Annotated in this window: 19 protein-coding genes; 5 read left to right on the top strand and 14 right to left on the bottom strand. The window is 72.7% G+C overall.

The features are described 5' to 3' along the window. Positions 1-26 precede the first annotated feature (26 nt). The 9 genes from AB0J93_RS00875 to AB0J93_RS00835 form a co-directional block, all read right to left on the bottom strand. Positions 27-2,477, bottom strand: coding sequence for an EAL domain-containing protein (locus AB0J93_RS00875; RefSeq protein ID WP_363916808.1), 2,451 nt, complete (start codon positions 2,475-2,477; stop codon positions 27-29). A 145-nt stretch (positions 2,478-2,622) separates the two neighbouring features. Next, complete coding sequence (gene ligA, locus AB0J93_RS00870) at positions 2,623-4,755, bottom strand: NAD-dependent DNA ligase LigA (RefSeq protein ID WP_363916806.1); 2,133 nt, start codon at positions 4,753-4,755, stop codon at positions 2,623-2,625. 324 nt (positions 4,756-5,079) lie between these two features. Further along, positions 5,080-6,084 carry an ADP-ribosylglycohydrolase family protein gene (locus AB0J93_RS00865; protein WP_363916804.1) on the bottom strand — a complete coding sequence of 335 codons (1,005 nt, stop codon included), beginning with the start codon at positions 6,082-6,084 and terminating at the stop codon, positions 5,080-5,082. Between the two features lie 206 nt (positions 6,085-6,290). Then, positions 6,291-6,659, bottom strand: a complete 369-nt coding sequence (locus AB0J93_RS00860) for a VOC family protein (protein WP_363916802.1) — start codon at positions 6,657-6,659, stop codon at positions 6,291-6,293. Positions 6,660-6,695: 36 nt separating this feature from the next. Continuing rightward, positions 6,696-7,694: a methionine synthase gene (locus AB0J93_RS00855; protein ID WP_363916800.1), complete on the bottom strand. Its 999-nt coding sequence runs from the start codon at positions 7,692-7,694 to the stop codon at positions 6,696-6,698. A gap of 149 nt (positions 7,695-7,843) precedes the next feature. Beyond that, positions 7,844-8,917 carry a tRNA 2-thiouridine(34) synthase MnmA gene (gene mnmA, locus AB0J93_RS00850; protein ID WP_363916798.1) on the bottom strand — a complete coding sequence of 358 codons (1,074 nt, stop codon included), beginning with the start codon at positions 8,915-8,917 and terminating at the stop codon, positions 7,844-7,846. 48 nt (positions 8,918-8,965) lie between these two features. Continuing rightward, a complete protein-coding gene (locus AB0J93_RS00845; protein WP_363916796.1) occupies positions 8,966-10,141 on the bottom strand; it encodes a cysteine desulfurase family protein in 1,176 nt (391 codons plus the stop codon). 60 nt (positions 10,142-10,201) lie between these two features. Beyond that, on the bottom strand, positions 10,202-10,852 hold the full coding sequence (locus AB0J93_RS00840) for a class F sortase (protein ID WP_363916794.1): 651 nt from the start codon (positions 10,850-10,852) through the stop codon (positions 10,202-10,204). Next, positions 10,849-11,679, bottom strand: coding sequence for a DUF4397 domain-containing protein (locus AB0J93_RS00835; protein WP_363916792.1), 831 nt, complete (start codon positions 11,677-11,679; stop codon positions 10,849-10,851). Before AB0J93_RS00835 ends, AB0J93_RS00840 begins: the two co-directional genes overlap by 4 nt. A 230-nt stretch (positions 11,680-11,909) precedes the next feature. Here AB0J93_RS00835 and AB0J93_RS00830 point away from each other — a divergent pair, with 230 nt between their 5' ends. Together AB0J93_RS00830 and AB0J93_RS00825 are read left to right on the top strand one after the other, a co-directional pair. Continuing rightward, entirely contained in the window at positions 11,910-12,512 is a 603-nt protein-coding gene (locus AB0J93_RS00830; RefSeq protein WP_363917656.1) for an RNA polymerase sigma factor, read from the top strand. After that, the gene (locus AB0J93_RS00825) at positions 12,466-13,221 is read left to right on the top strand and encodes an anti-sigma factor (RefSeq protein WP_363916790.1); all 756 of its coding nucleotides are present in this window, start codon (positions 12,466-12,468) and stop codon (positions 13,219-13,221) included. Before AB0J93_RS00830 ends, AB0J93_RS00825 begins: the two co-directional genes overlap by 47 nt. 103 nt (positions 13,222-13,324) lie before the next feature. Here the strand turns inward: AB0J93_RS00825 and AB0J93_RS00820 are convergent, their stop codons facing one another. From AB0J93_RS00820 to AB0J93_RS00805, 4 genes are all read right to left on the bottom strand, one after another. After that, entirely contained in the window at positions 13,325-14,284 is a 960-nt protein-coding gene (locus AB0J93_RS00820; protein WP_363916788.1) for an electron transfer flavoprotein subunit alpha/FixB family protein, read from the bottom strand. Positions 14,285-14,296: 12 nt separating this feature from the next. Then, complete coding sequence (locus tag AB0J93_RS00815) at positions 14,297-15,076, bottom strand: electron transfer flavoprotein subunit beta/FixA family protein (RefSeq protein WP_363916786.1); 780 nt, start codon at positions 15,074-15,076, stop codon at positions 14,297-14,299. Positions 15,077-15,198: 122 nt separating this feature from the next. Next, complete coding sequence (locus AB0J93_RS00810) at positions 15,199-15,615, bottom strand: hypothetical protein (protein WP_363916784.1); 417 nt, start codon at positions 15,613-15,615, stop codon at positions 15,199-15,201. A 2-nt stretch (positions 15,616-15,617) separates the two neighbouring features. Then, complete coding sequence (locus AB0J93_RS00805) at positions 15,618-16,415, bottom strand: GNAT family N-acetyltransferase (protein ID WP_363916782.1); 798 nt, start codon at positions 16,413-16,415, stop codon at positions 15,618-15,620. 41 nt (positions 16,416-16,456) lie between these two features. Here AB0J93_RS00805 and AB0J93_RS00800 point away from each other — a divergent pair, with 41 nt between their 5' ends. The 3 genes from AB0J93_RS00800 to AB0J93_RS00790 are packed head-to-tail and all read left to right on the top strand — an operon-like array spanning position 16,457 to position 17,589. Then, entirely contained in the window at positions 16,457-16,846 is a 390-nt protein-coding gene (locus AB0J93_RS00800; RefSeq protein WP_363916780.1) for a DUF202 domain-containing protein, read from the top strand. Next, positions 16,843-17,145 (top strand): DUF202 domain-containing protein, encoded by a 303-nt coding sequence (locus tag AB0J93_RS00795; protein ID WP_363916778.1) that lies wholly within the window; start codon positions 16,843-16,845, stop codon positions 17,143-17,145. Before AB0J93_RS00800 ends, AB0J93_RS00795 begins: the two co-directional genes overlap by 4 nt. A gap of 30 nt (positions 17,146-17,175) precedes the next feature. Then, the gene (locus AB0J93_RS00790; protein WP_363916776.1) at positions 17,176-17,589 is read left to right on the top strand and encodes a PLD nuclease N-terminal domain-containing protein; all 414 of its coding nucleotides are present in this window, start codon (positions 17,176-17,178) and stop codon (positions 17,587-17,589) included. A gap of 23 nt (positions 17,590-17,612) precedes the next feature. Here AB0J93_RS00790 and AB0J93_RS00785 read toward each other — a convergent pair whose 3' ends face one another. Continuing rightward, a complete protein-coding gene (locus AB0J93_RS00785) occupies positions 17,613-19,235 on the bottom strand; it encodes an acetolactate synthase (RefSeq protein ID WP_363916774.1) in 1,623 nt (540 codons plus the stop codon). Between the last annotated feature and the right edge of the window lie 11 nt (positions 19,236-19,246).

Genomic DNA, 19,246 nt, shown 5'->3' with positions numbered 1-19,246 from the left:
GGGGTCGGGCCCACGGCTCGTCGGGATCAGCGGGCGTGCCGGCGGGGGATCTCCGCCTCGTCGTGGCCGCCGAGCGGGCGGAGCGGACGGTACCGGGCCAGCCAGGCGACCAGTTCCTCGGCCGGCATCGGCCGGGCGTAGAACCAGCCCTGGGCGGCGTCACAGCCGGCCGCGTGCAGCATCCGCCAGGTCCGTTCGTCCTCCACGCCCTCGGCCACCACCCGCAGCCCCAGCGCCTTGGCCAGTTCGATCGTCGAGCGGACGATCGCCGCGTCGTCGGCGTCCTCGGTCATGCCGAGCACGAACGAGCGGTCGACCTTCACCTCCGACAGCGGCAGTCGGCGCAGGTGCTGAAGGGAGGAGTAGCCGGTACCGAAATCGTCGAGCGCGATGCCCACCCCGATCCGGTGCAGCCGGGTGATGGTGGTCAGCACCCGGCGCGGGTCGGCCATCAGGGCACCCTCGGTGATCTCCAGTTGCAGCCGCTCCGGTGCCACGCCGTAGCGGGTGAGCCGGTCGGCGATCTGGTCGGCGATCTCGCCGGTGTGCAGGTCCCGCACGCTGACGTTCAACGCCGCCCGCAGCCCGAGGCCGGCCGCCGTCCACTTGGCGAGCTGCTCCACCACGTCGTCGACGACCCGGCGGGTGAGCAGCCGCATCACCGCACTCTGCTCGGCGACCCGGATCAGCTCCTCCGGGTCCACCATCCCCCGGCGTGGGTGCCGCCAGCGCAGCAGCGCCTCCACCCCGACCACCTCTCCGGTGGCGATGGCGACCTGCGGCTGGTAATACATCATGATCTCGCCCGCGTCCGTGCCCGGCTCAGCGCCGGGGCGGTCGCCGACGGTCGGAGCTGCGGGATCCGCACCGCCACCGCCGAGATCCGGCTGGCCACCGCCACCCGTCCCGGACCACACCGCGCCGCCGACCGCCGCGGCGTCCGGTTCCCCGTCACGGGCCGCCCGGCGCACGGTCGGGTCCGCGCCGGTGATGATCCGGGCGATCAGCTCGTCATCGTGGTGCAGCAGCCGGGGGCGACGTCGCCGCCGACTCCACCATCGGATGCCGGCCGGCTCCTCCAGCGGTGCCGAGGTGGGCAACACCGCGCCGTCCCCGCCGCGAACGGTGGTCGCCTCGGCCGACCCGGACCCGTCGGCCCGCCCCGACGCACCGACCTCCAGCACCCGGCGCAGGTCGGCCAGCAGCCCCAACCGCTCGGCGGAGTTGTGGTCGGACTCGGCGGTGTAGACGGCGACGGTGTCGTTGCGGTGCTTCGCGTCGTACATCGCCACGTCCGCGTGCCGCATCAGGGTGGCGAAGTCCTCGCCGTGATCCGGAAACAGGGCGATGCCGATGGAACCGCCGACATCCAGCGGCAACCCGTCCAGCGGCACCGGCTCGGCGAGGGCCTCGACGACCTGGTCGGCCAGCGAACGGGCCTCGCTGACATCGGTGATCCCGGTCATCACGATCGCGAACTCGTCGCCGCCGAGCCGGGCGACCATCTGCGGCGGCGCGACCGCGTCGGTCAACCGGGCGCTCACCTCCACCAGCAGCCGGTCGCCGACCGCATGGCCGAGCGCGTCGTTGACGTTCTTGAACCGGTCCAGGTCGATCAAGAGGAGGGCGAGGCGGGTTCCGGACTCGCCTCGGGCGGCGCGCTCGGCGTGCCGGTGCACCTGCTCGTTGACCTCAGCCAGCAACGCCTTGCGATTGGGCAGCCCGGTGAGCGGGTCGAGGGCGGCCAACTGGTGCTGCTCCACGGTGAGCCGGGCCATCCGGTAGACCGCGAACAGCGGCACCAGCACCAGCGGCACCAGGGCGGCGCTTGCCCTGGCGGCGGTGACCAGCACCGGTGCGAGCAGCAGCAACGACCCGGTGGAGAGCAGTTCGAAGGGCAGGCCGTGCCACGCGTTGGGCCACCACCGCTCCCCGAAGCGGAGCCGGACCGCCGTGGTGACCAACCCGTAGTTGACCGCGAACCAGGCGACCCCGGCGCCGCCGATCGCGGTGATGTCGGTCCAGCCCAGCGCCGCGCCGTCGTAGATCCCGCCGGGTCCGAGCCGGGTGATCGCGTACGCCGCGGCCAGCGAGCAGGCGTACTGCCCGGCGTTGAAGGCCGTCCGCCAGGGCGCGTGCCGCATCCGGACCCCGGACGCCACCACCGCGACCGCCTGCACCGCGACCGCGGGGCCGAGCCCCCACCCGAGCAGGATCGCGAAGGTGAAGCAGGTCGAGGGGAAGACGGCCGAGGAGGACTGCCCTCGGCCGGGCGGTAGGAAGGGCCGGGCGTCGCACGCCACGGCGAGCACCGCCATCGTCCAGAACGCCGCCGGCAGGTCGGGCAGGGCCGATACGAACGACACCAGCCCGTTCGCCGAGACGAGCAGGGCCACCATGAGTACGGCCGCGACGAAGGCCGAGAACTGCGCCGTCCGCCCGGGCGGGACGAGGTTGCGCGGATCGGGCGACTCCATCACACCTCCCGGCACGAAACCGGCCCGTGGTTTCACGCGCCGTGCCCCAATGAAACGCCCCCACCACCCACTTTCCCGTCGCGACAGTCACGAATCGGTCGTAGTCGTAATTAAGTTGGTATCCGGCAGAGTGCCGTAAAGATCGTCACTCCTCGACGCGGGCCACCTGCCGGGCCGCCTCGGGGCCGGCGTCGAGGAGCACCTGGAAGCCCTCCTCGTCGAGCACGGGCACCTTCAGGCTGGCCGCCTTGTCCGCTTTGGAGCCGGGGTTGTCGCCCACCACGACGAAGCCGGTCTTCTTCGACACCGAGCCGCTGACCTTGCCACCCCGGGACTGGATCGCCTCGGCCGCCTGGTCCCGGGAGAAACCGCCGAGCGTCCCGGTCACCACCACGGTCACCCCCTCCAGCGGGCGTGGCCCCTCCTGCACCGCCTCCTCCGCCATGCGTACACCCGCCTCGGCCCACTTCCGGACCACCTCGCGGTGCCAGTCGACGGCGAACCACTCGCGGATGCTGGCGGCGATGGTCGGGCCGACACCGTCGACTGAGGAGAGTTCCTCCTCGGTCGCCTGGTCGATCGCCTCGATCGACCTGAAATGCCGGGCCAACGCCTGCGCGGCGGTCGGCCCGACGTGCCGGATGGAGAGGGCCACCAGCACCCGCCACAGGTCACGTTCCCGGGCCGTGGCGAGGTTGTCGAGCAGCTTGACGGCGTTGCTGCCGAGGGTGCCGTCCTTGTTGACGAAGAACGGCGCGCGGGCCAGCCGCTCGGCGTCGAGCGCGAACAGGTCACCCTCGTCGGTGATGATCTGCGCGTCGAGCAGCGCGGCGCCGCTCTTGTAGCCGAGTGCCTCGATGTCGAAGGCACCGCGCCCGGCCAGGTGGAACACCCGCTCCCGCAACTGCGCCGGGCAACTGCGCGAGTTGGGGCACCGGATGTCGACGTCGCCCTCCTTCGCGGGGGCGAGGGGGGTGCCGCAGGCCGGGCAGGTGGTCGGCATGACGAACGGTCGGGCGTCCGGCGGACGCAGGTCGACCACCGGGCCGAGCACCTCGGGGATCACGTCACCGGCCTTACGGATCACCACCGTGTCGCCGATCAGGACTCCCTTGCGCTCGACCTCGCGGGCGTTGTGCAGGGTGGCGTACTCGACGGTGGAGCCGGCCACCCGGACCGGCTGGAGCACCGCCCGGGGCGTGACCCGGCCGGTCCGCCCGACCTCGACCTCGATGTCGAGCAGGGTCGTGTTGACCTCCTCCGGCGGGTACTTGAAGGCGATCGCCCAGCGTGGTGCCCGACTTGTGGAGCCCAGCCGTCCCTGGATGGGCACCGGGTCGACCTTCACCACCACACCGTCGATCTCGTGCTCGACGTCGTGCCGGTGCGCCGCGTAGTGCGCGATGTAGTCCCGGACGCCGGTCAGGTCGGGCACCACCCGCCAGCGGTCGCTGGTGGGCAGCCCCCATGCCGTCAACGCCGCGTACGACTCGGACTGGGTGGCCGGCTGAAAGCCACGGCGGGCGCCGATGCCGTGCACCACCAGGCGCAGCGGGCGGGAGGCGGTGATCCGCGGATCCTTCTGCCGCAGGCTGCCGGCCGCGGCGTTGCGCGGGTTGGCGAAGGGTGCCTTGCCCTGCTCCACCAGGCCGGCGTTGAGGTCGGCGAAGGCAGCCACCGGGAAGTAGATCTCGCCCCGCACCTCGATGAACTCGGGGGGCGGACCGAACTCCGCCGAGTCGGTCAGCCGACCGGGCACGTCCCGGATGCTGCGCACGTTGGCGGTGACGTCCTCGCCGGTGCGGCCGTCGCCGCGGGTGGCCGCCCGAACCAGCCGGCCGCCCTCGTAGGTGAGGTTGATCGCCAGCCCGTCGACCTTCAGCTCACACAGATAAGGTGCCGGACCACCGGCGTCCCGCTCGACCCGCTCCGCCCAGGCGGCCAACTCCTCGTCGGCGAAGGCATTGTCAAGCGACATCATCCGTTCGGCGTGGGCGACCGGAGTGAAGTCGGTGGAGAACGTGCCGCCGACCCGTTGGGTAGGTGAGTCCGGGGTGCGCAACGCCGGGAACTCCGCCTCCAACGCCTCCAGCTCGCGCAGTTGGCGGTCGAAGTCGGCGTCGGAGATGGTCGGCGCGTCGAGCACGTAGTAGCGGTACTGGTGTTCGGTCAGCTCCTGGCTGAGCGTGGTGTGCCGCTCCCGCGCCTGCGGCGTCGGCTCGGGACCGGCGGCCTCCTGCGCCGCATCGACCTGCTGGGGAACCGCTTCCTCGGACACCCTGCCGCCTCCGGACACCGCTGTCGACCTCCCGTGATCGTGCTACCCCCGCACGGTAGTCCCCGGGTGGGACAACGGTGCCGCCACCCGGCCTGACGTGCCCGGATCCGGGCGACCATGGCGACGCGCGAACGGATCGGGCCCGGCAACCCCGTCCCGCACGGGCGCGCCCGACCGGCAACCGCTGCTGCGCACGAGCGCACCCGGTCCGGTAAACGCTGCGGCGCGCGGGTGCGCCCGACCGGCAAGCGCTGCGGCGGGCGCATCCGGCCCGGCAACCGCCGTCGTACGCGACCGGCGGGGGCTCGGTGGTGTGGGAGCGGATCAGTCGTGCGGTGCGGCCAGGGCGGTGAGTTGATCCGCGTACTCGATCCGGTCCGCCCACCCGGTCGGCCAGCCGGACATGCCGTGGGCCGCGCCGACGAAGGCTCCGGCGAGGGCCGCGATCGAGTCGGAGTCGCCGGCGGTCCGGGCGCCTCGGGTCAGCGCGTCGACCGGGCTGTCGGCGTGCCGGACGGCGCAGTACAGGGCCGCCGCGAGGGCCTCCTCGGCGATCCAGCCCTCACCGGTGAACCGGCACGGGTCACCGCCGTCGTCGGGTGCGGCAAGTGCCGCGTCGAGCCGGGCCAGTGCCCGCCGGCACTCGTGCCAGCCCAGGGAGATGAACTCCTCGGGGGTACCGGCCGCCGAGCGCCGCCACAGCTCGCCGAGCCAGTCGGCCCGGTAGACCGTGCGTTGCTCGTCGGCCCGGGCGGTGAGCAAGCCGGGCAGTTCGGTCAGCATGACATCGTCGCTGGCCAGCAGCCGGACCGCGTACGCGGTCAGCTCGCTCGCCGCCAGGCCGGTCGGATGGCCGTGGGTGAGACCGGCCTGTAGTTGGGCCAGCCCGGCGAGGGTGTCCAGGTCGACATCGAGCAACCCGACCGGGGTGACCCGCATGTTCGCCCCGCACCCCTTCGACCCGGCCTCGGTGGCCTGCTGCCAGGGCAACCCCCGGGACAGCTCGGCGCAGGCCCGCAGGCAGGTCATCCCCGGCGCGCGGTTGTTGTCCGGGCTGGCCGCCCAGTCCAGGAAGCGACGGCGCAGCAGCGGCTCCACCGCCTCGGCGGTGTACGTCGGCGCGTCGTGCAGCGCCCAGCCAACCGCCAACGCCATCTGGGTGTCGTCGGTGACAAGCGCCGGATCACCGACAAGCTCCCGGGGGCCGGTCGGGCCGAACCGCCGGTCGATCTCGGCGACGGTGAGGAACTCGGTGGGTTTGCCGAGCGAGTCACCGTAAGCCAGACCGAAGAGCGAACCGGAGGCGCGCCGAGGAGCGGAACTGATCATGAAGGCGATGATGCCCGCCGGCCGCAAGCCGCGCAGCGTCCGATCGGACCACCACCGTCGGGCTGCCGGCCCGCCCGAGTTCGGCCGGTGGCCGGCTCTCGACGCTTCGCGGCCAGCCGTCGACGCCCAGCCGTCCGGCGAGGCCCACCGGCCGACCGAGCACGCTGGACGGCCGGACACGCTGGACGGCCGGGCAGGCCCGACGGTCAGTCCCAGCAGAGGCAGAACGGGTGGCCGGCCGGGTCGGCGTAGACCCGGAAGCCTTCGCCCTCGCCGGGTAGCCGCCGGGCGCCCAGGGCCAGGGCCGCCTGTTCTGCCGCCTCGATGTCGTCCACCGTCACGTCGAGGTGGAACTGCTGGGGCCGCTCCGGATCGGGCCAGGCCGGCGGGCGCAGCTCAGGCGCCCGCTGGAAGGCCAGCCGTGGCTGGTGGCCAGGCGGCCCGCCGAGCACCACCCAGTCGTCACCGTCGGAGTTGTCCTCGATCAGCGGCAGGCCGAGCAGCTCCGAGTAGAAGCCGGCCAGCCCCCGCGGGTCGGGGCAGTCGATCACCGTCGAACGCAGCTGTCCAATCATGGCGAGCATCGTGCCCGGTGGGTACGACCAGAAACCTCACTCCTCGGACAGCCGGCGCCCGGCGTCCCGGCAGGCCGCGAGGACCGCCCGGGCGTACGCCGCGTCCGCACCGGCCAGGCCGCAGGCGGGGGTCACCACCACCTGCTCGGCGAGCCGGCGGCGCGGAAACCCGAGGCGGTCCCAGAGCGTGCGTACGCGGTCGGCGAGGTCGGCGGAGGTCGGCGCGCGACCGGTCGGCGTCGTCGGCGCGACACCGGCCAGCAGCCCGAACCCGGCGTCGAGCGCCTCGCCGAGCGGGTCGAGGTCCGTGAGCAGGCTCAGGTCGAGCGCCACGCCGATCGCTCCGGTGGAGCGGAGCAGGTCCAACGGCACGTCCGGGGCGCAGCAGTGCACCACGGTCGGCACCCTGACCGCCTCGACCACCGTGCCCAGCAACCCACGGGCGTCGCCCGTCTCCACCGCCCGGTAGGCACCGAGGCCGCTCTCGGTGGGGATCCGGCCGGCCAGCACCGCCGGCAGGGACGGTTCGTCCAGTTGGAGCAGCACCGACGCGCGCGGCAACCGGCGGGTCACCGCCTCGACGTGGCCGCGCAGCCCCTCGGCCAGCGAGCCGGCCAGGTCCCGCAGCGCGCCGGGGTCGCGCAGCATCCGACCGCCGATCGGCAGCTCGATCGAGGCGGCCAGGGTCAGCGGGCCGGCTGCCTGGATCTTCAGCGGGCCGGCGTACTCCTCGGCCTGCTCGGCGAGCTGGTCCAGGTCACGTTCCATCAGGTCGCGGGCCCGGCGCAGGTCGCGGCCGGGACGCGGGGCCACCCGCCACCGCGCCGCGTACAGCTCGATCGGCAGCTCCACCAGCAGACCGCCGGTACGCCCGATCACGTCGGCGCCCGGGCCACGGGCCGGTAGCTCCGGCAGATGAGGCAGGTCGGGCAGCTCACCGAGAACGATCCGCTGCGCCTCGGCGATGTCGGTCCCCGGCAACGACCCCAGCCCCGTCGCCGCGCCCACTCCCCACGGCAGCCCCTGATCACTCACCGCCGCAGGGTACCTCCCGCAGTCCGACCCTCGGCGAGATCACGGCTTGCGGTATGTCGGGCGGTCACGCCGGCGGGAAGGCCCGACATACCGCAACTCGTGGGCCGAGGCGGAGGGCCGAGGCGGAGGGCGAGCGGTTGGCGGGGCTGTCAGTCGGTGATGGTGGCGGAACCGAGGACGATGTCGCCGGCGGGGTCGGGGCGGTAGGCGACGATGGCCTGGCCGGCGGCGACGCCGCGCACCGGGTGGCGCAGGTCGGCGTGGAGGGTCTCGCCGTCGACGGTGACGGCGGCGGGCACCACGACGCCGTGGGCGCGCAGTTGCACCTCGCACTCGATCGGGCCGTCGGGTCGCGGCCCGCCGGTCCAGACCGGGCGGGTGGCGGTGACCTCGGAGACCTCAAGCGCCTCGGCGGGGCCGACGGTGACGGTGTTCGTCTTCGGCGTGATCGAGAGCACGTAGCGGGGCCGGCCGTCCGGGGCGGGCCGGTCCAGGTGCAGGCCGCGCCGCTGGCCGACGGTGTACGCGTACGCACCGGCGTGCTGCCCCACCACGGCACCGGTGGTCGCGTCGACCACGTCGCCGGGCGTCTCGCCGAGGCGCTGGGCCAGGAAGCCGCGGGTGTCACCGTCGGCGATGAAACAGATGTCGTGCGAGTCCGGCTTGTCGGCGACGGCGAGCCCACGCTCGGCGGCCTCCTGCCGGACCTGCGCCTTTGTCGAGTCCCCCAGCGGGAAGATCGAGCGGTCCAACTGCTCGCGGGTGAGCACGGCCAGCACGTACGACTGGTCCTTGGCCGCGTCGACGCTGCGGCGCAGCAGGCCATCGGGACCGAGCCGGGCGTGATGCCCGGTCACCACGGCGTCGAACCCCAGGGCCACCGCCCGGTCCAGCACCGCGGCGAACTTGATCTTCTCGTTGCAGCGCAGGCACGGGTTGGGGGTACGCCCCGCCGCGTACTCGGCGACGAAGTCGTCGACCACGTCGGCGTGGAAGCGGTCGGCCATGTCCCAGACGTAGAACGGGATGCCGAGCACGTCGGCGGCCCTCCGGGCGTCCCGCGAATCTTCCAGGGTGCAGCACCCCCGGGCTCCGGTGCGGTAGGTCTGCGGGTTGCGTGCCAACGCCAGGTGCACGCCGGTCACGTCATGCCCGGCCTGCACCGCCCGCGCCGCCGCCACGGCGGAATCCACGCCGCCGGACATCGCCGCCAACACCCTCACCCGGACCACTCTCCCTTCCCACCGAGCCTATCCCCGCCCGGCACCGGCTCAGCGGGGCGTACGCGGGCCCGCCGCCCGCCGGGCCCGTTCCACGGCCCCCGGAAGGGCGGCGATGAGCGCGTCGACGTCGTCGGTGGTGCTGGTGTGGCCGAGGGAGAACCGCAGGGACGAGCGGGCCCGGTCGTCGTCCGCGCCCATCGCCAGCAGCACGTGGGAGGGCTGTGCCACCCCGGCCGAGCAGGCCGAGCCGGTCGAGCAGGCGATGCCCTGGGCGTCCAGCAGGAGCAGCAGCGCGTCCCCCTCGCAACCGGGGAACGAGAAGTGCGCGTTGCCGGGCAGCCGATCGGTCTGGTCACCGTTGAAGACCACCTCGGGGACCGCCTGGCGGACCCGCCGCACCAGGTCGTCACGGAGCGCGGCCAGCCCGGCCGCGTACTCCTGCTGGCCCTTGACGGCCGCTTCGACGGCGACCGCGAAGGCGACGATGCCGGCCGCGTCGAGGGTGCCGGAACGCACGTCCCGCTCCTGTCCCCCGCCGTGCAGCAGCGGTACCGCCGTCACGTCCCGGCCGAGCAGCAACGCGCCGACCCCGACCGGGCCACCGAGCTTGTGACCGGTCACGGTGAGCGCGGCGACGCCGCTGCCGGCGAAGTCGACAGGCACCTGACCGACCGCCTGGATGGCATCGGTGTGGAACGGCACGCCGTACTCGGCCGCCACGGCGGCCAGCTCGCCGATCCGCTGGACGGTGCCGACCTCGTTGTTGGCCCACATGGCGGTGACCAGCGCCGCCCGGTCGCCGTGTTCGGCCAGCTCCGTGCGGAGCGCGTCCGGGTGCAACCGCCCGGCCCCGTCGACGGGCAGCCAGCCCACCTCGGCGCCCTCGTGCCGGTCCAGCCACTCCACCGCGTCGAGGACGGCGTGGTGTTCGACGGCGCTGGAGATCACCCGGCGCCGCCCGGCGTCGGCGGCCCGGCGCGCCCAGAAGATGCCCTTCACCGCGAGGTTGTCACTCTCGGTGCCACCACCAGTGAAGATCACCTCGGACGGCCGGGCACCCAGTGCGGCGGCCACCCGCTCCCGCGACTCCTCCACCCGGCGACGGGCGCGCCGGCCGGACGCGTGCAGGGAAGACGCGTTGCCGACCTCGCGGGCGGTCGCGACGTACGCCTCCAGTGCCTCGTCGAGCATCGGAGTGGTCGCGGCATGATCCAGGTAAGCCATCACGGTTCAGCCTAACGACCAATCCGGTGTCGACCGCAGACCGGATTGCCTGGCGGGACGTCAGACCGGTGCGGCGGTCACCACAACGTTGTCCCGGTAACGGCGGGCGTCGGCGTCGAACGGCCCGCCACAGGTGATCAGCGTCAGGCGAGGGCGCCCGTCGCGGGCGAAGTAGCGCTCCAGCGGAATCTTCGTCTTGTCGTACTCCTCCCGCGCCACCACCCGGTAGGTCCGCTCGGTCCCGTCGTCGCCGGTGGCCGTCACGGTGTCACCCGGTGCCAGTTCCCGCAGCCGGTAGAAGGCACCCTTGCCCTGTTCGGCGCTGTCGACGTGCCCGGCGATGACCACCGAGCCGGACTCGGCCTCCAGCCCGGGACCGTAGCGGTACCAGCCGATCTCGTCGACGCTTGGCGGCACGTCGAACTCCCGCGTTCGCTCGTTGACGCCGACCGGGTCGACCCGCGCGGTGACCCCGATCGCGGGGATGCGCAGCCGGACCGGGCGCACCGGTTCGGCGTCGTCGGGCAGCGCGCCCGGGGCCACCGCCACGGTGGGGCCGGTGGTCGACGGGGTGGGGTTGGCCAGGGCGGCGGCCTGCTCGGCGCCGACGTCTCCCGCCGGCCTGGACACGACCGCCACCACCGCCGCGACGGCGAGCGCGGCGGCGCCGGCGGCCACCGCCGCCAGCGCCCCACGGTTGACGACGGTCACCGGCGACCCGACCGGACGACAGCCGCCCGCGCCCCGCCCGCGACCAGCAGCAGGATCCCGGCACCCGCCAGGGCGTACCACCAGGTGCCGAGGCCGGTGCCGGCCTGTCCGCCGGTGCCGCTCGGGACGCCGGACGGCGCCGAGTGCAGGCCGTCGATGGTCTGCGCCACGATCGACAGGTTCTCCGCCTCGGCGGAGCCGATGGCGTAGACGATCGTCGCCGTGCCCTCAGCCAGGTTGAGGTCGGCCGGCCCGATCACCACGGTGTCGGTGCCGGCGAGCACCACGTCCGCCGAGACGCTGCCGGCATCCACGTCGCCCTTGGCCTCGTTCGGGTTGGTCAGGCCCTCGAAGACCGGGCTGCCGCCGGCCCGCACGTCCACGGCGGGCGCGGCGGCGGTGTGCCGGACGATCAGCCGGGCCTTGCCGGCGTCGACCTTCGCGGTGTCGTTGACGAAGGGGGTGATCGTGGGCTGGCCGTCGGCGTCGAGGTGGGCGGCGATGCTGATGTTCGCCCCGCCGGGGACCTCGGCGTCGTCGGCGGTGAGGATGGCCTGCCCGATCGGCTCGCCCGGCCTGGTCAGGGCCAGGTCGTACTGCCCCTCGGGCAGGTCCAGCGGCCCGGCCACGTCACCCGGCTCGAAGTTCTCCAGGGTCTTCTCCCCGTTGACGTAGACGTCGACCGGGGTGTCCGGAATGCCGTGCACGACGGAGACCTTCGAGTCGGCGGCGTAAGCCGGGGTCGCCGTCGCGAGGCCGGCGCCGACGAAGGTCAGCGCGGCGACCGCGCCACCCGCGGCGACGCGGCGAAGGTACGCGAACTGCATGTCTGCCTCCTGGTGGTTCATGCCATTTCGTCAGGCTTGCTGTGCACCCCGAGTTACGCCGGCTCGTCGCCGCCCGGATGCGGGCCGGTGCGACTTTCTTTTTCCGGTCGCAACCGCATCCGTCAGGCACCGGACGGACGAAGAGAGGCCGAGGAGACGCTGGGCTGACAGAGGGGACGGCACCGGTGCGAGCTACAGTCGGGCATGCCCCCAACCAGGCGAACCGTCCCGTGACCGGGATCCGGCAGCAACCGGGCACACCTGAGGACGAGCTGGCCGACCGCTTCCGTGCCGGCGACGAGCTGGCGCTGCGCGAGGCGTACGACCGGTACGGTCGGGCCGTTCTCCATCTGGCCACCAGCACGCTTGTGAACCGCAGCGACGCGGAGGACGCGACCCAGGCCACATTCGTCGCCGCCTGGCTCGGCCGGGAGACCTTCGATCCGGCGAAGGGCTCGCTTGTCGGCTGGCTGCTGGGCATCGGCCGGCGCAAGGTGATCGACCGGCTGCGGTCCGCCGCCCGGGAAACCCGGGTGGTCGAGACCGTACGCCAACTTCCTGAGCCGGCACCCGCCGGCAGCGACCCGGACACCGTGGTCGACCGGCTGGTGGTGGCCGACGAGCTGGCGCGGCTGCCGGACGAACAGCGGCGCATGCTGGAATTGGCCTTCTTCGACGACCTGACCCACCAGCAGATCGCGACGGTGACCGGAGTGCCGCTCGGCACGGTCAAGAGTCACATCCGACGGGGCATGGCAAGTCTGAAGCGCAGATGGGAGGTGGACGGTGCAGCACCTGGAGCACGACCGGCTGGTATTTCTGGCGCTCGGTGAGAGTGAGGCGGACACCTCCGACCGCACCCACCTCGACGCCTGCCCGCACTGCCAGGCGGAGTTGGAGGGCCTGCGCCACGTCGCCGGCCTCGGCGCCGCCAGTCAGGAGCTGCGCGAGCTGCCCGACCCGCCGGAACACGTCTGGCAGGGCATCATGGCCGAAATCACGGAGGCGAAGGAACTGCCCCGGCTCGCCGCCGACCGGCAGCGGCCGGACCCGGCCGGCCCGGTCACCACCGACGCCCCGCCCGGGCCGCGCCGATCGCGGAGCGGGCGCTGGTCACGGCTCGCCACGACGGCGGTCACGGCGGTCGCCGCCGCCACCGTCGGTGTGGTCGGCACCGCCGCCGTGCTGCGCGACGGTACGCCCGCCGAGCCGACGGTGGTGGCCAGCGCACCACTGGCGGCGTACGGGTCGACCCCACCGGCGGCCCAGGGCGACGCCCGGGTGCTGGGCACCGGCGAGTTGCACCTGCACGTGGCGAATCTCCCGGCCGTACCGGGGTACTACGAGGTCTGGCTCATCAACCCGCGAAACATGGAGATGTTCTCGGTAGGTGTGCTCGGCGACAACTCCGACGTGTTGCTGCCGTTGCCGCCGAACGTCGACCTGGGGCAGTACTCGATCGTCGACGTCTCGGCCGAGGAGTTCGACAACGACACCGCCCACTCCGGCGACAGCCTGTTGCGGGGCTCCCTGACGGGCTGATCGGCGGGCCGGTTCAGCTCCCCGGCCCGCCGATCAGCTCCCCCATGCCACCGACGACACAGCCGCCGCCCGGAAACCCGGACGGCGGCTGCTCGCGTACGACTCACTTGCGCTTGCGGATCTCCTCGGCGGCCTGCGGGACGATCTTGAACAGGTCCCCGACCACCCCGAAGTCGGCCAGCTCGAAGATCGGCGCCTCACCGTCCTTGTTGACCGCGACGATGGTCTTCGAGGTCTGCATGCCGGCCCGGTGCTGGATCGCGCCGGAGATGCCCAGCGCGACGTAGAGCTGCGGGGAGACGGTCTTGCCGGTCTGGCCCACCTGGAACTGGTGCGGGTAGAAGCCGGAGTCGACCGCGGCCCGGGAGGCGCCGACGGCACCGCCGAGCAGGTCGGCCAGCTCCTCGACCAGCTTGAAGTTGTCCGCGTTGCCGACGCCGCGACCGCCGGAGACGACCACGCCGGCCTCGGTCAGCTCGGGACGGGAACCCTTCTGCTCGGCCACCCGGTCGACCACCCTGGCCAGCTTGTCGTTGTCGGTGACGGCGACGGTGAGCTGCTCGACCGCGGGAGTGGCCGCGGCCGGCGTCGGGTTCACCGAGTTCGGCCGGACGGTGACCAGCGGCAGGCCCCGGGTGACCTTGGACTTCACGATTGTCGACCCGGCGAAGGCCACCTGGGTGGCGGTGCCGTCGGCGGCCAGGCCCACCACGTCGGTCAGGATGCCGTTGTCCAGCTTGACCGCCAGCCGGGCGGCGATCTCCTTGCCCTCCTGCGAGGAGGCGAGCAGCACGGCGGCCGGCTGCACCCGCTTGACCAGGTCGGCGACCGCGGTGGCCTTCGGCGCCACCAGGTAGCCGTCGATCTCGTCACCCTCGGCCGCGTAGATCTTCTCCGCGCCGTACTCGCCCAGCTTGCCCGCGAGCGCCTCGGCGGCACCGGTGCCGCCGAGCACCACCGCCGACGGGGTGCCCAGCTCACGGGCGAGGGTGAGCATCTCCAGGGTGACCTTCTTGACGCCGAACTCCGCGGTGGCTTCGACGACGACGAGAACCTCAGACATGTCCCACACCCCTCACACGAACTTCTCGGTGGCGAGGAACTCGACGAGCTGCGTGCCGCCGGAGCCCTCATCGGTGACCTTGACGCCACCCGAACGCGGCGGACGCTTGCTGTGCTCCACCACGGTGCTTGTCGCCCCGTCGAAGCCGACCTCGTTCGCGGCCACACCCAGGTCGCTCAGGGAGAGCGTCTGCACCGGCTTCTTCTTGGCGGCCATGATGCCCTTGAACGACGGGTACCGGGGCTCGTTGATCGTGTCCCACACGGAGACGATGGCCGGGGTCGAGGCGGTGACCACCTCGTAGCCCTCCTCGGTCTGCCGCTCCACGGTCAGCGTGGCCCCGTCGACCGTGAGCTTGCGCGCACCGGTCAGCGCGGCGATGCCGAGCCGCTCGGCGAGCATGTGCGGCATCACCTGCACCCGCCCGTCGGTCGACTCGGAGCCGCAGAGCACCAGGTCGGCGTTGAGCTGCCCGAGCGCGGCGGCGAGCACCTTCGAGGTGGCGACGGCGCAGGAGCCGTGCAGAGCGTCGTCCACCACGTGCACCGCCTTGTCCGGGCCCATCGACAGCGCCTTGCGGATCGACTCGGTCGCCCGGTCCGGACCCATGGTCAGGATCGTCACCTCGCCGCCGTGCGCCTCCTTGATCTTCAACGCCTCCTCGATGGCGTACTCGTCCATCTCGTTGATGACGTTGTTCGCCGAACCGCGGTCGACAGTGTTGTCGTCAGTACGCAGGTTGCGGTCCGCGCCCGAATCAGGCACCTGCTTGACGAGTACGACGATGTTCATCGCGCTTCGACGACCCTCCTGCTGTGGTTATGTGATTTTTCGCCCCGATCTGGGCGCAGCCTCGCGCGTGCGGTGCCGTCCGGTCAACCAAGGGCTGTTGTGCGGTTGCCCACGGCGCCATGTTACCTGCCAGTAGCATCGGCGCCCAGCACGCCCCTGATGCGTTCGATCACCTCGGCCTCGGCCGGGCTCACGCCGTCGTGGGCGCGGGCCGTACGATCGGCCGCCGCCAGCACCACCGCGCGGTAGACCGGGACGTCCTGCGGGACCTTCTCGGTCAGGATCTCGACCCCCCGGCGCAGCGCCGGCAGCACCACCGACTCCACCTCCAGCGCCGAGTCGCGCGGCAGTTTCGGCAACGGCCCGCTGGTCAACGCCTCCTTCACCACGCCACTGGCATCGGCCATCGCCCCGGAGGCCGCGAAGCTCTCCCGGAACAACGCGATCACCCCCGGGTCGGCGTTCGAGACCATCAGCACCGCACCGAAGGCACCCGTCTTCAGGGTCATCTTCTCGTCGTCCGTCAGCCGCTGGCTCATGATCACGGAGTGTAGACGTAGGGCGTGGTGGTGGTGACCGGGACGAGCCCGAGCCGCTCCAGCACCGGACGGCTCTCATCCGACGCGTCGACCTGCACCAAGGTCCGGCCACGCGCCCCGGCCAGCCGGGCCCGGTAGGTGACAAGTGCCCGGTAGATGCCCCTGCGCCGCCACTGTGACAGCGTCGAGCCGCCCCAGAGCGTGGCGAACGTGCTGTCGGCCGGATACCGCACCCAACCGGCGCTCACCATCGTCTCGCCCGCCTCGGCCACCACGACCGTGATCGCCTGCGGATCGGCGGCGATCTCCCGTTCCAGCCCGTCGGCCAGTCCGGACAGGTCACGCCCCCACACCTGGGTCTTCAGCTCCGCGATCCGGTCCAGGTCCGCGCGCCCGGTCACCTCCCGCAGGCGTACGCCCTCGGGGACCACCGGCAGCGCGGCGGCCAGCGGGGCGACCGGGCCGACCACGACGGTCTCCTGCTCCTCCGGCACGAAGCCGGCGGCTCGCAACCGCTGCGGCAGGTCGGCCGGCTCGTCGTGACCGTGCAGCTTCCACTCGACCGGCTCACCCCGCTCGCGGGACACCGCCACCTGCCGGGCGATCAGCTCGTCGAGCTCGGCGCCGGCCAACCCACCGAGGTCGCGGTAGGTCACCGAACCGCACTGGTCCAGGCCCAGCACCCGGAACAACGGACCGTCGGGTTCCACCACGACGCCGTCGGGTACCGGGTCGGGCAGATCCGGCCGCAGCTGGGTGTCGTACGCCGCCCGCAGGGTGATCGCGTCAAGATCCGTCATGCCCCCAAACTATTCCCGCTGGAAACCGGATAATCACCATCGTGATGCAGATGATCAGGAACTGGTTCGATCCGCAGGAGTTGCGGTCGGTGGGTAGCACCCCCGACTACCGCTTCTCGCTGGCCAACGAACGCACGTTCCTGGCCTGGTTGCGTACCGGACTGGCGTTGATCGCCGGTGGACTCGCCGCCGCGCAGTTCCTGCCGAACCTCGCCCTGGTCCACCTGCGCGAGGCGATCGCCGTGGCGTTGCTGCTGCTCGGCGGTGTGGTCGCGATCCGGGCCGTCGACCACTGGGCACGCACCGAACGGGCCATCCGGCTCGGCGAGGAACTGCCCGCGTCCCGTTTCCCGGCCGTCCTCGCCCTGATCGTCGGCCTCGGCGCGCTGTCGCTGGTGGTGGCGGTGCTGGCCGGGGCGATCAGCGGATGAGCACGGTCCGCGACCCGGGGCTGCAACCCGAACGCACCCGGCTGGCCTGGCGGCGCACCCTGCTCACGCTGACCGTGGTGGCGCTGCTGACGGTCCGGCTCGCGCTCACCGGCGGCCCGGTCGGAGCCGGGTTGGCGGCGCTGACCATCCTCGGCTGGGGCGTGGTCGTCACGCTCTGTTGGCGACGGGCCACCGGCAGCGGCGTGCCCCCGACCGGCGGTCGGCTTTTCGCCCTGGTGGGGCTGGCCGCCGCCGGATTCGCACTCCTCGGCGCACTGCTGGTGCTGCGCGGGGTGTGACCGCTGTGCCCGGTAGGTAATGATGGTTACATGGCCCGGCTGTACATCCTCCTCTTCCTGGTGCAGGTCGTCCTCGCCGTCTGTGCCCTGATCAGCTGCCTCTCCGCCGAGGAGGACGGCATCCGCCACCTCCCCCGGATCGCCTGGCTGCTGATCATTCTGTTCTTCCCGCTGGTCGGCTCGATCGCCTGGTTCGTCGCCGGTCGGGAGCGCACGCCTGCCGGTGGGTCGACGTCCTGGGCTCCGGGCGCACGCCCGGCCGAGCGTCCTCGGCCGCCCGCGCCGGACGACGATCCGGAGTTCCTCCGCTCGATCGAGGAACGCTCGCGCCAGGAGGACCAGGAACTCTTCCGCCGCTGGGAGGAGGACCTGCGCAAACGCGAGGACGACCTGCGCAAACGCGAGGGCGAGCCACCGCGCGAGGAACCCCGCCCCGAGATGTAGCGGCCGGGGCGGGGTGCCCCTGCTCAGGCCAGGTTCGAGGAGCGGGGGTACGCGTCGGCCGGATCGGTGAGCACGTTGACCAGGTACGGCACCCCGGCGTCGAAGGCCCGTTGCAGGGCCGGACCCAGCTCGGCGGCCTTGGCGACCGTCTCGCCCGCCCCGCCGAGCGCACCGACCACCTGGTCGTAGCGCAGCTCGGGCTGGAGGTCGGCGGCCACGTCGTAGCCGTACATGGCCCGCATCGGGTGCTTCTCCAGGCCCCAGATGCCGTTGTTGCCGACCACGATGACCACCGGCAGTTTCTGCCGGGCCAGTGACTCCACGTCCATCAGGGAGAAGCCGGCCGCGCCGTCACCCATCAGCACGCAGACCTGCCGGTCCGGGTGGGTGACCCGGGCACCCATCGCGTAGCCCATGCCGGTGCCGAGGCAGCCGTACGGGCCGGGGTCGAGCCAGGTGCCGGGCTGGGCCGGCTCCAGGTAGCGCCCCGCGTACGAGACGAAGTCGCCGCCATCGCCGATGGTGACCGCGTCGCGGGCGAGAACCTTGCGCAGCTCGCCGTAGATCCGAGCCGGGCGGATCGGGTCGGTCTCGGCCGCCATCTCCTCGGTGTCGCGGGCCTTCGCCGCGTCCTCCGCGGTCCGCAGCTGGGCGACCCAGTCGTCGTGGTCGACCCGGTCGCCGGGGTGATCGGCCAGGGCGGCGAGGATGCGCCGCAGGTCACCGGCGGGGGCGGCGGCGGGTTGTACGTGACCGGCGCGCTGGCTGGGCGCGTCGACGATGTGCACCACCTGAGCCTCGCCGAAGTCGCCGAAGGAGAGCCGGAAGTCCAACGGGGTGCCGATCACCACAACCACATCGGCGTTGGACAGGGCCACCCGACGGGCCTTGGCGAAGGCCAGCGGGTGCTCCGGCGGCAGGGCGCCCCGACCCATGCCGTTGGTGAAGACCGGCACGGTGAGCGCCTCGGCCGCGGCCCGCAGCTCGTCGACGGCGTCACCGGTCCAGACGTCCGACCCGGCGATGATCACCGGACGGGTCGCGCCCGCGATCAGCGCGGCCGCGCGGGCCACCTCGTCGGGGTCGGCTTCGAGCGGGCTGAGCTGCGGCCCGGCCGGCAGCTCCGCGTCGCCGACCGAGAAGACCGCCTCCAGCGGGAAGTCGAGGAACACCGGCCCCCGGTGCGGGGTGAGGGCGGTGGTCAGCGCAGCGGCCACCGCCCGCGGAATGTCGTCGGCGCTGAAGACCGTCTCGGCGTGCTTGGTGACCGGGGCGACCAGCGGGAGGTGGTCCATCTCCTGGAGGCTGCCCGAGCCCCAGCGGAACTGGGGCGCCCGGCCGCCCAGCACGAGCACCGGCGAGGCGTTGAAGAAGGCGCTGGTCAGACCGGAGATGCCGTTTGTCACGCCGGGGCCGGCGGTGAGGACGGCCAGACCGGGCCGGCGCTGGAGCTTGGCCACCGCCTCGGCGGCGAAGACGGCGGACTGCTCGTGCCGCACGTCGTAGATCGGGAAGTCGGTCTTGTGGGCGGCGTCGTAGAGCGGGAACACGTGCCCGCCGGAGAGGGTGAACATCTCCCGCACCCCGTACGCGCGCAGCGCCGCGAGGGCGAGCTCCCCGCCGTGGCCTTCGATCCGCTCCGTCATTCCCGCTCCTT

Origin of the sequence: Micromonospora sp. NPDC049374 (genome assembly GCF_040677165.1) — a bacterium.
GTDB lineage: Bacteria > Actinomycetota > Actinomycetes > Mycobacteriales > Micromonosporaceae > Micromonospora.
The sequence above is the reverse complement of the archived record's forward strand: the minus strand, read 5'-3'. Positions and strand labels throughout refer to the sequence as shown.

Excerpts from the sequence above, each read along its gene's own strand:
- AB0J93_RS00875 (WP_363916808.1), bottom strand. The coding sequence starts at position 2,477 with ATGGAGTCGCCCGATCCGCGCAACCTCGTCCCGCCCGGGCGGACGGCG.
- AB0J93_RS00865 (WP_363916804.1), bottom strand. The coding sequence starts at position 6,084 with ATGATCAGTTCCGCTCCTCGGCGCGCCTCCGGTTCGCTCTTCGGTCTG.
- AB0J93_RS00860 (WP_363916802.1), bottom strand. The coding sequence starts at position 6,659 with ATGATTGGACAGCTGCGTTCGACGGTGATCGACTGCCCCGACCCGCGG.
- AB0J93_RS00845 (WP_363916796.1), bottom strand. The coding sequence starts at position 10,141 with ATGGCTTACCTGGATCATGCCGCGACCACTCCGATGCTCGACGAGGCA.
- AB0J93_RS00835 (WP_363916792.1), bottom strand. The coding sequence starts at position 11,679 with ATGCAGTTCGCGTACCTTCGCCGCGTCGCCGCGGGTGGCGCGGTCGCC.
- AB0J93_RS00820 (WP_363916788.1), bottom strand. The coding sequence starts at position 14,284 with ATGTCTGAGGTTCTCGTCGTCGTCGAAGCCACCGCGGAGTTCGGCGTC.
- AB0J93_RS00815 (WP_363916786.1), bottom strand. The coding sequence starts at position 15,076 with ATGAACATCGTCGTACTCGTCAAGCAGGTGCCTGATTCGGGCGCGGAC.
- AB0J93_RS00810 (WP_363916784.1), bottom strand. The coding sequence starts at position 15,615 with ATGAGCCAGCGGCTGACGGACGACGAGAAGATGACCCTGAAGACGGGT.
- AB0J93_RS00805 (WP_363916782.1), bottom strand. The coding sequence starts at position 16,415 with ATGACGGATCTTGACGCGATCACCCTGCGGGCGGCGTACGACACCCAG.
- AB0J93_RS00795 (WP_363916778.1), top strand. The coding sequence starts at position 16,843 with ATGAGCACGGTCCGCGACCCGGGGCTGCAACCCGAACGCACCCGGCTG.
- AB0J93_RS00790 (WP_363916776.1), top strand. The coding sequence starts at position 17,176 with ATGGCCCGGCTGTACATCCTCCTCTTCCTGGTGCAGGTCGTCCTCGCC.
- AB0J93_RS00785 (WP_363916774.1), bottom strand. The coding sequence starts at position 19,235 with ATGACGGAGCGGATCGAAGGCCACGGCGGGGAGCTCGCCCTCGCGGCG.